The organism is Enterococcus sp. M-BR2 (assembly GCF_056612775.1).
Genome location: NZ_CM152743.1, coordinates 1,271,500 through 1,284,546 on the forward strand (window position 1 = coordinate 1,271,500; position 13,047 = coordinate 1,284,546).

General features: G+C 39.4%; 14 protein-coding genes. 1 reads left to right on the forward strand and 13 read right to left on the reverse strand.

All coding sequences use genetic code 11. The features are described 5' to 3' along the window. The first annotated feature begins 51 nt into the window (after positions 1 to 51). Positions 52 to 2,331 carry an RNA polymerase recycling motor HelD gene (gene helD / locus AC1F25_RS06195; protein WP_151668676.1) on the forward strand — a complete coding sequence of 760 codons (2,280 nt, stop codon included), beginning with the start codon at positions 52 to 54 and terminating at the stop codon, positions 2,329 to 2,331. Between the two features lie 92 nt (positions 2,332 to 2,423). Here helD and AC1F25_RS06200 read toward each other — a convergent pair whose 3' ends face one another. From AC1F25_RS06200 to AC1F25_RS06260, 13 genes are all read right to left on the reverse strand, one after another. Then, complete coding sequence (locus AC1F25_RS06200; RefSeq protein WP_002290861.1) at positions 2,424 to 3,071, reverse strand: hypothetical protein; 648 nt, start codon at positions 3,069 to 3,071, stop codon at positions 2,424 to 2,426. Between the two features lie 178 nt (positions 3,072 to 3,249). Further along, entirely contained in the window at positions 3,250 to 3,969 is a 720-nt protein-coding gene (locus AC1F25_RS06205; protein ID WP_002290860.1) for a YebC/PmpR family DNA-binding transcriptional regulator, read from the reverse strand. A gap of 130 nt (positions 3,970 to 4,099) precedes the next feature. After that, complete coding sequence (locus tag AC1F25_RS06210) at positions 4,100 to 5,251, reverse strand: nucleotidyltransferase (RefSeq protein WP_479993975.1); 1,152 nt, start codon at positions 5,249 to 5,251, stop codon at positions 4,100 to 4,102. A gap of 219 nt (positions 5,252 to 5,470) precedes the next feature. Beyond that, positions 5,471 to 6,211: a class I SAM-dependent DNA methyltransferase gene (locus AC1F25_RS06215; RefSeq protein WP_002314175.1), complete on the reverse strand. Its 741-nt coding sequence runs from the start codon at positions 6,209 to 6,211 to the stop codon at positions 5,471 to 5,473. Position 6,212: 1 nt separating this feature from the next. Further along, complete coding sequence (gene rsfS / locus AC1F25_RS06220) at positions 6,213 to 6,572, reverse strand: ribosome silencing factor (RefSeq protein WP_079997869.1); 360 nt, start codon at positions 6,570 to 6,572, stop codon at positions 6,213 to 6,215. A gap of 21 nt (positions 6,573 to 6,593) precedes the next feature. Then, the gene (gene yqeK, locus AC1F25_RS06225; protein WP_002314176.1) at positions 6,594 to 7,187 is read right to left on the reverse strand and encodes a bis(5'-nucleosyl)-tetraphosphatase (symmetrical) YqeK; all 594 of its coding nucleotides are present in this window, start codon (positions 7,185 to 7,187) and stop codon (positions 6,594 to 6,596) included. Beyond that, complete coding sequence (locus AC1F25_RS06230) at positions 7,171 to 7,821, reverse strand: nicotinate-nucleotide adenylyltransferase (protein WP_002316969.1); 651 nt, start codon at positions 7,819 to 7,821, stop codon at positions 7,171 to 7,173. The genes yqeK and AC1F25_RS06230 overlap by 17 nt, the downstream gene beginning before the upstream one ends. Before the next feature lie 9 nt (positions 7,822 to 7,830). Then, positions 7,831 to 8,142, reverse strand: coding sequence for a ribosome assembly RNA-binding protein YhbY (yhbY, locus tag AC1F25_RS06235; protein WP_002315279.1), 312 nt, complete (start codon positions 8,140 to 8,142; stop codon positions 7,831 to 7,833). A gap of 15 nt (positions 8,143 to 8,157) precedes the next feature. After that, positions 8,158 to 9,267, reverse strand: a complete 1,110-nt coding sequence (yqeH, locus tag AC1F25_RS06240; protein ID WP_002310374.1) for a ribosome biogenesis GTPase YqeH — start codon at positions 9,265 to 9,267, stop codon at positions 8,158 to 8,160. After that, entirely contained in the window at positions 9,264 to 9,791 is a 528-nt protein-coding gene (locus AC1F25_RS06245; protein WP_479993976.1) for a YqeG family HAD IIIA-type phosphatase, read from the reverse strand. The genes yqeH and AC1F25_RS06245 overlap by 4 nt, the downstream gene beginning before the upstream one ends. Before the next feature lie 227 nt (positions 9,792 to 10,018). Beyond that, positions 10,019 to 10,804 carry an acetyl-CoA carboxylase carboxyl transferase subunit alpha gene (locus AC1F25_RS06250; protein ID WP_002314178.1) on the reverse strand — a complete coding sequence of 262 codons (786 nt, stop codon included), beginning with the start codon at positions 10,802 to 10,804 and terminating at the stop codon, positions 10,019 to 10,021. Continuing rightward, positions 10,797 to 11,666, reverse strand: coding sequence for an acetyl-CoA carboxylase, carboxyltransferase subunit beta (accD, locus tag AC1F25_RS06255; RefSeq protein WP_479993977.1), 870 nt, complete (start codon positions 11,664 to 11,666; stop codon positions 10,797 to 10,799). The genes AC1F25_RS06250 and accD overlap by 8 nt, the downstream gene beginning before the upstream one ends. Beyond that, entirely contained in the window at positions 11,667 to 13,046 is a 1,380-nt protein-coding gene (locus AC1F25_RS06260) for an acetyl-CoA carboxylase biotin carboxylase subunit (protein WP_002314179.1), read from the reverse strand. Between the last annotated feature and the right edge of the window lies 1 nt (position 13,047).

The window sequence follows — 13,047 nt, forward strand, 5'->3', positions numbered from 1 at the left end:
ACTGTGCTATACTTTTAATTCGTTATTTACGGCGGAAGGAGCAAACATGTGATGAATGAGAAACAACTAGAACAAACGCACGTGGATGAAACGATCGAACTAATCCAGATCGAACAAAATATGCTGGATACAAAACAACGAGAATTGACTCAAGAAATGAATCATTCGACAAAAGACACAGCTAATCACAAGATTCGAGCTGGTTCCAATGAAGCTTTTTATGAATCTGCTGTTGAATATCGTCAACATGAGCAAGAATTGCTTTTAAAATATCATACTCTTGAGGCGCAGCAAAAACGCCTACAAACGTTGTCTGTTATGAAAGATAGTCCTTACTTTGCCCGTATCGATTTTAAAGAAGACCGTGAAACAGAAACATTGTATCTAGGTATCGCTTCTTTAAGAGATCTAGCAGAAGAAACAATTGTTATTGACTGGCGCGCACCAATTGCCAACCTTTATTATGAAGGTGAGATTGGTCCCGCATTTTATGAAACTGAAACAGATAGAATAGATGTCGATCTGCAGTTGAAACGACAATTTAAAATCCAAGAAGGACGTATTTTATCTATGGTAGATACGTCGGAAGTAATCAACGATGACTTTTTGCTAGAGATATTGGACGAAGCATCAAGCAACCATATGAAAAATATCGTCTCTACGATACAAAAAGCACAAAATGCAATCATTCGGGACACAACAAGTAAAGTGATGCTGATTGAAGGAATCGCCGGAAGCGGAAAAACGTCTGCTCTGCTTCAACGTATTGCTTTTCTGTTGTATCATAATCGCAAATGGCTAGAGGCAGAAAACGTGCTTCTATTTTCACCAAACCATTTGTTTTCTGATTATATCTCGACTGTATTGCCTTCATTAGGTGAAAGCGGTGTGCCTACACAAACATTCAAAAATTATATTTCACAGCTGTTGCAAGAGTTTTCTTTAGTAGACGAACAGCAACAGGAAAGTGGTTTTTTGCTAGGCGAAAAAGATCCGATACAAGTGATGAAAAGCGGATTGACCTTAGTGAATCAGATTGATCGCTATATCCAAAGCATCACAAGCTACGGTCCCTTGTTCCGTGATATGAAAATAAATGGCCGTACGATCCTATCAAAGGAATCGATTCGCCAATGGTATAAAGAAACAAATGAACAACTTCCCTTGCATCACAGACTCTCTCTATTACAAACAAAACTACTGAAAAAATTAGGCGGTCTGCAAAAAGATGAAACACGTCAGCAATGGGTCAAAGATCTCGCGGAAGAGCAGCTCCAAGAACTATACGCAACAGATCCTAATCTTGAATATACAGAACAAAAGGAGCGTTCCTTACGTAAAAAACTGGCTAACCAAATCGTACGTAAACGATTCCGTCGAATTCATCGAGGAATCATGAATTATCAATTTGTCAATATAACGAAACAATATCTCCACTTTTTACAAACTGTGCCACTTTCTCTTCTGACACGGCATAAAATCAGCGAGACCAGATGGCAAGAACATTTAGCAACTATTCGTACACATTTGCGTCAAAGAGAGTTGCCCCAAGAGGATGCTGTCCTATTCTTTTTACTGATGCGCCGAACATATCCGGTGACGGTCACACACAAAGCTCGCTATATCTTTATTGATGAAATGCAGGATTTCGCACCATCACAAGTCGCATTGTTGCAAGCCTTGTTCCCAAAAGCAAATTTGACTTTCTGTGGAGATCTAAATCAAAATGTCTTTGGAAATGAAACGATTGTGGGATCATTGGAAGAACTTTTCGTGGACCGTGAAGTTACCCGTTTCCAATTAACGACAAGCTATCGCTCCACAAAAGAAATCACTGATTTTGCTAATCACTTTATTGCAAAAGAACATCAAGTAGAGACTACAGCAAGAAAAGGCGATTTGCCTTTGCTCATCCAAGGAACAACTGATGATGACAAACTGAATTGGTTAGCAAATACCATTCGAACGACTCAGGGAAAAGCCCGGTATTGGCGTACAGCAATCATTGCTAAAACCCAAGAAGAATGCGAGACTCTTTATGCTCAACTGCCAGACGAGTTGAAACAACAAGTCCAGCTGATTTTAAATGAGAGTGATTTTATGAAGCGTTCCATTATTTTACTTCCGGCCTTTTTAGCAAAAGGTCTGGAGTTTGACCGAGTTTTCTTGTGGGATGTAGATGCAGATCATTTTTCTTCTCAACAAGACAAATTGATCCTTTACACCATGTGTACACGTGCGATGCATGAATTGACACTTTTTACCTCCAATAATGAAAGTCCTTTGTTAAACAATATAGATATTTCATCTTATGAGAAAAAAGTATTGTAACTAAAAAGACAACTGCTATCGTCAATGTTAGCAGTTGTCTTTTTAGTTACAGTAATAATTGCAGAAAAAGTAATTTCATCATTTAAGGTCATTTATTCTATATATAAATCCAAATCTGTTTCAGGATATTTTAATTTGACAAGCGAAATAATCATTTTCAGTTCTTCCATGTTTTCTGGATATTCTGGGTCAAATACCTTGCTATGACGTCCGATGCCGCCATTGTCGATCAATCGGTAAATTCGGTTCCATTCAATGAACTGATCGATTGATTGGAAATTGCTGATTGGATACCCCCCACAATCCAAAATCTCTGATACACGAAATGCTAGGTATGCACTATCGACCACTTTATTTTTTTTCGTATCTATCTTCTCATTTCTTTCGATGAGAATTTTTTCAGGATGATGCTTTAAGCTCCACTCCAATAGTAGAAAGAAAGCCTCCATCCGATACTCTTCTTCAAATAACCGAAAGGCTGAATCAGAACGACGAAAAAGTAGCGGAATCAAATATTTTTGTCTATAAATCAGCATTGGTGCGCGGTCCACCATACACTCTAAATAACGGTTCAGATACCCTGTACCGACATAGTTTCCTAATCGATAGCCTTCAACGCCGAATCTTGCGTATTTTTGCGCTAATTTTGAACAATCAGTTACGTTCACTGCTAACTCTTCTACTTTGCGGTAACCGCTTAAGATACGTTCAAAAGGTTCTAAAGTGATTTTTGCTTCCATATTCTTCCCCGTCCATCTTCCACATACTTCATATCATTTCATATGATACTTATGCTCTCATCATACCACAGGTTGAATTAGAATAGAAAATAAATCACACAAAAAAACAAGACAATCTGTTAGTGAGATTGTCCTGCTTTTTGAAAAAGACTGAATACTTTTCGTTAAAACTGATTGCTTAGTCTTCTAATGCCACATTATGGAACACGTGCTGTACATCTTCTAAATCTTCTAGCGCATCAATCATTTTTTCAAATGTTTCTTGATCTTCTGAAGATAATGTAACTTCGGTTTGAGGAATCATTTGGATCTCAGCAATTGAAAAATCAGTGATTCCTTTTTCTTTTAATGCTTCTTGGATACTATGGAAATCCGCTACTTCACCGTAAACGATGATTTGTCCATCTTCTTCCATTACGTCACGAACGTCGATGTCTTTTTCCATTAGATATTCAAGGATCTCATCAGCGTCTTCTCCTGCAAATGCAAAGATTGCTGTATTGTCAAACATATAAGAAACCGCTCCAGAAACACCCATGTTCCCGCCATTTTTCCCAAATGCTGCTCGTACGTCTGCTGCTGTTCGATTCACATTGTTTGTCAATGTATCAACGATCACCATTGAGCCGCTTGGTCCAAATCCTTCATAACGTAATTCAGAGTATGTTTCATCTCCTGCACCTTTTGCTTTTTCGATTGCTCGGTCAATAATATGTTTTGGTACATTATAAGTTTTAGCGCGATCAATGACGAAACGTAGTTTTTGGTTTGCATGCGGATCAGGATCACCTGATTTTGCTGCTGCGTAGATTTCAATCCCAAATTTTGCATAAATCCGGCTATTATTAGCATCTTTAGCAGTTTTCTTTGCTACGATATTTGCCCATTTACGTCCCATATTTTCACTTCGCTTTCTGATTTGATAGTTTCATAACGCAAAAACGTCCTGTTCCATTATACTTGTGAATCACGATTCTGTGAAGCTTTTTTTCTTTCTTCCTTCATTCTTCTCATTTTCAGTCAAAGGTCTATACTTGGATTGGGATTTGTCCGAAATTCTGTTCTGGAATATTGCCTCCCAATTGATAGATTTGATCACTTCTAACTAACAGTTCCGCTTCTTGTGCCTCTTTTTTTCCGATTCGGGAATAAATAGAAATCTCTTTTTTTTCTTTTAAGAATCTTCTTCCAGTATCGGTAAATCCAAGTAGTCGAAGATAGTTTTTATTTTGTTGGATAGGAATCTCTTGCTTTTTGATATTCAGCAAGACATAACAAGATAATCGTTGGATCCGCGTCCATGTATATCTCTTTGTTTTTACTTTTGACACAAAATCCGCAAAACCGTTAGCTGTTGCAGCTGCTGTCTTCATGCGAGTTTCTATTCCTTCGGTCATCTGATAGATATCTGTCAATTCCATCAAAGTAGAAGATAACAACCGATAACGCAAATACGGCCAATAGGATTCCCAAGTCTGTAACGAACAAGTGGAAAGATCTTCTTCTGTCTGAAATGGCACAAGTCCAGCGATCCTTTTTCCTTTTTCTAACGCATGGCGAATGGCTGTTGCACTGGCTATTGTTTGATCTTTGATTGTTTTTTCATGATAGCCTGCACTTTTACGCTGGATCGGATGTAACTCCATAGGGTGAATATACTTAGCATTTTCTTTTGCATAACTTAATCCTAAAATATGATTGGGTGAAGAAAAATCAAGCGCAATATCGGGATACAGACTGCGAAAAACTGCAGTCATTTTTTGCGGATAACTATACGTTTGATCAGACAGTTCGTGAAAAGACTCTTCTATCTTATCTTGATTCTGTTGAACAAATCGGCCGAAACTACCATAGTCAAACGAGGTCTCTTCTTCTGTTCCAAAACACAAACTGTCACAGTCCAATGCTTGCAAGATTTTCACTGCACCTTTGGCAAAATAATCAGCTGACTGAACCGCCCATTCGACAGGAAGCTCTACTACTAAATCCACACCATTTTGCAAAGCTTCATTCGCACGATGCCATTTATCGATGATAGCTGGTTCGCCTCGTTGCAAAAAATTCCCGCTCATTACAGCAATGACGACCTCTGCTCCTGTTGTTTTTCGTGCCATTTCAGCATGATAGCGATGTCCATTGTGAAATGGATTGTATTCTACGATAATCCCGCAGCTTTTCATGTACGTCCTCCTTCATAGTTTATCGATAAAAAAACACTAGAAACAAGTAAGGAAAAGTCAAAAATCAGAAAAAATACCCGAACTATATAAACTATTCTCGCAAACACAATACTTCTGCGAAGAAAAGCTGCACCGCAAGAGCAATGCCTATATCGTTCGGATATATAATTTATGTTGAAGATTTATTCTTTTTCTTGTTAACTCGAGCAGGCAAAATTGCTAGTCTTTGTATGCTACGAAGAACCAGCGCTTTGATTTCTCTGATGCTGCTTCGTCTGTAAAATCAGAAAATGCTTCGACTTTCGAAAACCCACTGTTTTCCAGCATTCTTAAATAACTTTCCAATGGATAGGTACGCTCTTCATGTAGTTCATCTTCACGGATAAATCGCCCAGATCCTTCTGGTTCCTCAACGAAAAAAGTCAGAAAATGTTCGATGCTGTGTTTCTCACTTCCTGGATAGCTATCCCACAAAAAAGCAAAATTATCCCCTTGATAATGATAGCTATATTCTGGAAAAACCTCGTCTACTTGATAGGTGGAGTGCACGTCAAATAAAAATCGGCCATTTTCTTCTAACGCTTGATAGACTTCATCAAAAACTTGCTGTACCTCTTGTCTATTTTTCATGTAGCACAACGAATCAGAAAAACAAGTAATTGCTTGATATTGACCGATTTCTGATAAATCGAGCATATTGCCTTCTACAAATTGGATCGATGCGTCTTCTTCATATGCTCGCTGGCTTGCGATCATCAACATCTCTTCTGAAAGGTCTAACCCTGTCACTTCATATCCATCTTTTGCAAAGGCAACCGCTAATGCTCCAGTACCGCACGCCAGTTCCAAAATATTTTTTGTGTCTTCTTGCAAATGACGTTTCGAAAAAGCTAACCACTGCTGGTAAAGCGTTTCGTCCATCACTTCATCGTAAATGAAAGCAAATGTTTCATAAGCCATGTTAATCCAACCATTCATTAAGATCGACTAACGGCGCATCTGACCATAGTTTTTCCAAATTATAGAAGCTTCGTTCTGGCGCATGGAAAACATGTACGATCAAATCTCCAAGGTCGATCAATACCCATTTTCCGCCTTCTTTTCCTTCAATACGTTTTACTTCATATTTGTTTTCTTCTTCTTTATCAATGATTTCTTCTGTAATTGCGTTGATTTGACGTTCACTATTTGCTGAACAGATCATGAAATAATCTGCTAACAAGGAAACATTTCGAACGTCTAAAGCGATAATGTCTTCTGCCCGTTTTGAATCTGCTGCTTTAACCGCAATTTTTAATTGTTCTTTACTATCTATGATGATTTCCTCCTAATATTGAGTGGCTTATTTTTTTGCTACCCAGTAATTATATGTTTCGATTGTTTTTGGATAAATCTGTTGTTCTTGTGCAAGTAGATGGGATAGCGTATGTTTTGTTTCAAATGCTACTGCTTCATCTAGATCAACCCATGCAATTGTCCGTGCATCTTGCACCCCAGGAAAATCCCGACCTGGTTCAATATAATCTGCTACATAAATGATTTTGTCCAGGAGACTCATTTTAGCAGCGCCAGTCGTATGCACTCGTATCGCGTGAAGAATCTCTGAATCAGTGATTCCTAATTCCCGTTCTACAAATGAAGCACCAACAAGCCCATGCCAGATAGCATTATTATAATTCAATAATTCTGGATCAAAACCGTCTCTTACGATCACCATTTTGAACTCCTCATCTGGTCGTTCTTTCGCATAATCGTGTGTCAATGCAGCGATACTAGCTTTTTCAGGAGAAGCACCGTATTTTTTGGCAAGAGCAACAGCTGTTTCTTCTACTCCAAGCACATGCTTGAAACGTTGTTCGCTCATTCTCATCTGTATTTTTTGCATCAGGTTTTCTCTAGAATAAGCAGTATATTCATTACTATAGTCCATCTTCATACAACCCTTCATTTTGGATATAATCAATTACTTTATCTGGAACAAGATAGCGGATAGAACAGCCTTCTTTGATCTTTTGACGTATTTTTGTGGAACTGATGTCGATTTCAGGTACATCTACCCAAATCACAGGATATGGCGTATCTGTTGTGTAACCTGGTCGACGTATGCCCACAAAATTGACCATCGAAGTCAACTCATCAATTTTATACCATTTTGGCAAATATTCTACCATATCCCCGCCGATAATAAAGTAATAATCTGTATCCGGATTGTTTTGTGTCAATTCCTTCATCGTATCATAGGTGTAGCTTTTCCCACCACGAGCTAATTCAATCGTTTCAATCTGCAAAAAAGGGTTGTCTTCCACCGCTAATTCCAACATGTTGAGTCGGTGTTTTGCATCAATCGTCTCTTTCTCATCAACATGAGGCGGCTGATAAGAAGGCATTAAAAATACGCGGTCAAGACCTAAATTCCGGCCAGCTTGTTCAGCCATCACTAAATGAGCAAGGTGAACGGGATTGAACGTTCCACCTAGGATCCCTACTTGCTTTTTCTTCTCTAAGAATTGAGGCATTTCTTTAGGAAATAGTTGTGAATGAACAAATGTCTTAGCTTGCGTATTCATCATGGTCACTCCTTATATTGCTTTTACTTCATTTGATAACCTTTGATACTTTTCTTTTGTAGAAGGTTTGTATAATACGATCACTCGTCCAATGATTTGGACGATTTCACAGTCGATTTCTTTTTCTAATACTTGAGCTGCTTCTTCTGCAACCTCATCTGTATTTTGAAGTAGAGATACTTTGATCAGTTCTCTTTTTTCTAAAGCTTCTTCAATTTGGACGATCATTGCTGAATTAATTCCACCTTTACCGATTTGAAAAATCGGCTGAAGATGATGCGCTTTGCTACGTAAAAAACGCTTTTGTTTTCCTCTTAAACTCATAATTTTCCTTCTTCCTTAAATCAATGCTTTGCGTTTCAATACATCTACACCCTTTGGCGCCCAGCCCGCAATTACTGCTGGCGCTGTTACAGTGATCCAGCCTAGACCGGCAAAAACGATGTCTGTTTTTTCTTTCACAGAAAACTCAAAACGAACAAGCTCCGGAAATGCCTCGACTTCATCAGGACGAGGAGGCTGTAATAATCCACCTACATGTTTTTGATAAAATTCGTCTGCTTTTTCCAGTTTCGTTCGATGAATATTTACATCATTTGACACATAAGCAATAAATGAAGCACGATTGCCGCTGATAAAATCAAATCTTGCAAGTCCACCCAAGAAAAGTGTTTGCCCTTCATTCAGCTGATAAACTTTAGGTTTGATTTCTTTTAACGGGGCAATGATCCGCAAATCTTTTTTACCTAAGTAATGCGCCATTTGATGACGATGGATGATCCCCGGTGTATCAATCAAAAAATGTCCATCATCTAAAGGAATCTCGATTTTATCCAAGGTCGTTCCGGGAAACTGTGAGGTTGTGATCACATCTTGTACTCCCGCTGTATTTTTGATGATTTGATTGATAAGCGTTGATTTCCCTACATTTGTTACTCCGACGATATAAACATCCCGTCCATCGCGGTATTCTTCAATTTTTTCTAATAGTTCCGTCATCTCATGTGATTTCTTAGCACTAGTTAGTAATACATCTACTGGACGAATCCCTGCTTCGTGAGCACGTTCCTTCATCCATTGTGTTAATTTAGGTTTTTTCAATGATTTCGGTAATATATCCACTTTGTTTCCCACTAAAAGTACTGGATTATCGCCGACAAAACGGTGTAGTCCTGGAATCAGCGAACCATTGAAGTCAAAAATATCCACCACATTGACAATCAATGCATCTTTTTGCCCTAATTCATTCAGTAAGCGTAAAAAGTCGTCATCCGTCAATGAGACATCTTGGATCTCATTATAATGGCGTAATCTGAAACAACGCTGACAATAGACTTCGCCGGAAGCTAACCCTTTTTCCAAAGCCGTTTGCGGCGTGTATCCTAATTCACCGGGTTTGCTTGTTTGTATAACGGCACCACAGCCGATACATTGTAATTCTTCTGTCATTCGATTCCACCTCGCCAGCCCATATCAGGGTATTTTGCTAATAGATAGGCCATAATTCTTTTTTCCCAAAAACGATTAAATTGTGTCTTCCAACTATCTGTTGCGATAATGGGTTTTACAAGGATGCTACGTATCCCTGCACGATTGGCTCCACGTATATCAGTCATGATTTGATCGCCTACCATTACTATCTCATCATCTGCTAAATCCAATTGTTTCTTTGCTATGTTGATCCCTCTTGCTAAAGGTTTCATTGCTCGTGCAACATACAAAAGATTAAATTTTTCAATCGCTCGCGCGACACGTTTTGAATTATTGTTTGAAACAACAACAACAGGAATTCCTGCATTTTTCATTTCTAAAATCCAAGTAAGCAACTCTTCTGTTCCATCTGGATTATTCCATGCAATCAACGTATTGTCTAAATCTGTCAATACTGCTTTGATGCCTAGATTCTTTAATTGGGCAGGTGTAATCTGATAGATGGCTTCTACCATCCATGTTGGTTTGTAATTTGAAAACATGTTGTCTCCTCATCTGCAAAAAATGAAGGAGCACATAAAGTACTCCTCAACCCCGTATTATACTGCATATCAGCAAAAAAAACTACCTCTATACTCGTCCCTCTTTCAGAAAAAGCATTTCTTTACAAAATGACCCAAAATAAAGATTGATCACAGAAAAATTTAGAAACAAAAAACAACTAAGCGAGCAAGAATCATTCTTTACTCTTTGCTTAGTTGTTAAACATCTAATATTGTCGGAACCTCTTGTATCGTTTTTCCAATAGTTCATGGTGGTCGAATCGAACAAGTTCCGTTAATTTTTCAATCAACGCTTTTTTCATGATGTGAGCGACTTTTTGCCGTGGCAACTGCTCGCCGTTGAACGTTTCAGGAATCACTCGATCCACGATCCCTAGCTCACGTAGTTCTGGTGCAGTAATTTTCATCAACTCGGCTGCTTCTGCAGCGCGACTGCCGTCTTTCCACAAAATCGAAGCAAATCCTTCTGGGGAAAGCACAGCATAGATCGTTTCTTCTAACATCCAGACTTCATCCGCTAAACCTAGAGCAAGGGCACCGCCACTTCCACCTTCACCAATGATGACGGCGATGATTGGTACTTTTAAATCAGACATTTCGAGCAGATTTTTGGCAATTGCTTCTCCCTCGCCACGCTCTTCTGCTCCTATACCGCAATAGGCACCTGCTGTATTGATCAATGTAATCACCGGTCTATTGAACTTTTCCGCTTGCTTCATCAGTCGTAAAGCTTTGCGATAGCCTTCAGGATGAGGAGAACCAAAATTTCTGCGGATATTTTCCTGCAGATCCCTTCCTTTTTGAATACCTATCACTGTTACTGGTTTGCCATCTAATCGAGCGATGCCACCAACAATCGCTTCGTCATCTGCAAATAAACGGTCACCATGGCATTCCTCGAAAGAATCGAAGATCTCTTCAAAAAAGTCCAAGCTAGTCCATCGTTCTTTAGCTCTTGCTAACTGAACGACATCATGTGCTGTTTTATCCACGATCTATCCATCCTTTCTGTGTATGCAATTCAAGAAGCGTATGGATTTTCTGCTTCAATTCCATGCGGGGAACAATCTGATCGACGAAACCATGAGACAATAAGAATTCGGCCTTTTGGAAATCTTCTGGAAGTTCCTGCTTGATCGTCTGTTCAATGACACGTCTTCCAGCAAAACCAATCAAGCTTTGGGGTTCTGCTAAAATGATATCACCTTCCATTGCAAAACTGGCAGTTACTCCTCCGGTCGTCGGGTCTGTCAAAACAGTTAGATAAAAAAGACCTTCATTATTGTGTCGTTTGACAGCAGCAGAGATTTTCGCCATCTGCATCAGAGAAAAGATGCCTTCTTGCATCCGAGCGCCTCCAGAAGCCGTGAACAAAACGACTGGAAGTTTTTCCTTTGTTGCTCGTTCGAATAACCTAGTGATTTTTTCTCCAACAATCGTGCCCATGCTTCCCATGATAAAATTGGGGTCCATCACTCCAATAATGAAGGGAATTCCCTGAATGGTTGCTTTACCAGTGAGGACTGCTTCATGAAGCCCCGTTTTGTCTTGCATTTTTTTTATTTTTTCCGTATATTCAAGAAATGCTAGCGGATCTTCGGTTACAAGATCCGTATCCCATTCTTCAAAACTTTTTTCATCAATGATCAAAGCTAGACGCTGCCATGCACCGATTCGAAAAGCGTATCCGCAATGGGGGCATACTTTTTCTTCACCGATGTCTTTCGTATAAAGGATATGTTTACAATTTGGACACTTCGCCCACATGTTATCGGGAACAGATGGCGAGTTAGCAGGTTTGCTCTCTCTATTAGGATTGATCCGAATATATTTCTTTTTCTTAAACAGAGCCATCTATGCGCCTCCTATCTCCGTTTCTGGTGTCCAATTCGGTAAAAATTCTTCTTGTAAAAATGCTGTGCTGTAATCACCTGCTATTACTGCTGGATGACTAATCAAATCCATCTGAAATTCTGCGTTCGTAATGATCCCTTCTGTGATAAATTCACTTAAGGCTCGCTGCATCTTCATCAAGGCTTCAAAACGTGTATTTCCATGGACAATAATTTTTGCAATCATTGAATCATAATATGGCGGGATCGTATAGCCTGGATAAACTGCACTGTCTACCCGCAACCCCATCCCACCTGCTGGAAGTAGCAAGTTTTGGATTTTCCCTGGTGAAGGAGCAAAATGAAAAGCGGGATTTTCTGCATTGATTCGGCACTCGATGGCGTGTCCTTGGAATACTACTTCTTCTTGACGTACATTCAAAGGCTCACCGGCTGCTATCTCCACCTGTTTTTTTACTAAATCGATTCCTGTGACCATTTCTGTTACGGGATGTTCCACTTGGATTCGAGTATTCATCTCCATGAAATAAAATTCGCCTTCTTCATCCATCAGAAACTCGATCGTTCCGGCATTTTCATAATTGACTGCTTTAGCTGCTCGAACAGCAGCGTCTCCTAGTGCTTCTCTTTTTGATTGTGAAATCACTACAGAAGGAGATTCTTCCAGTACTTTTTGATTATTACGTTGCAAAGAACAATCTCGTTCACCTAAATGAATAACATTGCCAAAATGATCACCTAAAATCTGAACTTCTATATGGCGAGCAGGATAAATGATTTTTTCCAAATACATATCATCATTTCCAAATGCCGCTGCTGCTTCTTGCTGAGCTGAAGAAAAATGCTGTGGAAGTTCTTCTTTTGATTGAACTTTTCGAATGCCTTTCCCGCCACCACCTGCAGCTGCTTTCAGCATCACTGGATAGCCGATTCTGTCTGCTATTTCCAATGCTTCTTCTACAGTAGATAATACACCAGTACTTCCTGGGATGACCGGGACATTTGCTTCTTGCATCAATTGACGCGCATTGATTTTATTTCCCATTGCATCAATTGTTGCGCTTTTAGGACCAATAAATGTGATATTGCACTCTTCACACATGGAGGCAAACCGGCTATTTTCAGATAAAAATCCAAAGCCTGGATGAATTGCTTCAGCTTTTGTTACGATTGCAGCGCTCAGTACTTCTTGAACATTCAGATATGAATCAACCGCTTTTGCCGGACCAATACAGATTGCTTCATCTGCTAGCTGTGTATGAAGTGCTTCGGCATCTGCCTCTGAATATATCGCTACGGTTTGGATCCCTAATTCGCGGCATGCACGAATGATACGCACAGCGATTTCGCCACGGTTAGCTATCAAGACTTTAGAAAACATA

Coding starts and splice junctions, on each gene's coding strand:
- helD (WP_151668676.1), top strand. CDS start 52: ATGAATGAGAAACAACTAGAACAAACGCACGTGGATGAAACGATCGAA.
- AC1F25_RS06200 (WP_002290861.1), bottom strand. CDS start 3,071: ATGGAAGCAAAAATCACTTTAGAACCTTTTGAACGTATCTTAAGCGGT.
- AC1F25_RS06205 (WP_002290860.1), bottom strand. CDS start 3,969: ATGGGACGTAAATGGGCAAATATCGTAGCAAAGAAAACTGCTAAAGAT.
- AC1F25_RS06210 (WP_479993975.1), bottom strand. CDS start 5,251: ATGAAAAGCTGCGGGATTATCGTAGAATACAATCCATTTCACAATGGA.
- AC1F25_RS06215 (WP_002314175.1), bottom strand. CDS start 6,211: ATGGCTTATGAAACATTTGCTTTCATTTACGATGAAGTGATGGACGAA.
- yqeK (WP_002314176.1), bottom strand. CDS start 7,187: ATGAAGATGGACTATAGTAATGAATATACTGCTTATTCTAGAGAAAAC.
- AC1F25_RS06230 (WP_002316969.1), bottom strand. CDS start 7,821: ATGATGAATACGCAAGCTAAGACATTTGTTCATTCACAACTATTTCCT.
- yhbY (WP_002315279.1), bottom strand. CDS start 8,142: ATGAGTTTAAGAGGAAAACAAAAGCGTTTTTTACGTAGCAAAGCGCAT.
- yqeH (WP_002310374.1), bottom strand. CDS start 9,267: ATGACAGAAGAATTACAATGTATCGGCTGTGGTGCCGTTATACAAACA.
- AC1F25_RS06245 (WP_479993976.1), bottom strand. CDS start 9,791: ATGTTTTCAAATTACAAACCAACATGGATGGTAGAAGCCATCTATCAG.
- accD (WP_479993977.1), bottom strand. CDS start 11,666: ATGGCTCTGTTTAAGAAAAAGAAATATATTCGGATCAATCCTAATAGA.
- AC1F25_RS06260 (WP_002314179.1), bottom strand. CDS start 13,046: ATGTTTTCTAAAGTCTTGATAGCTAACCGTGGCGAAATCGCTGTGCGT.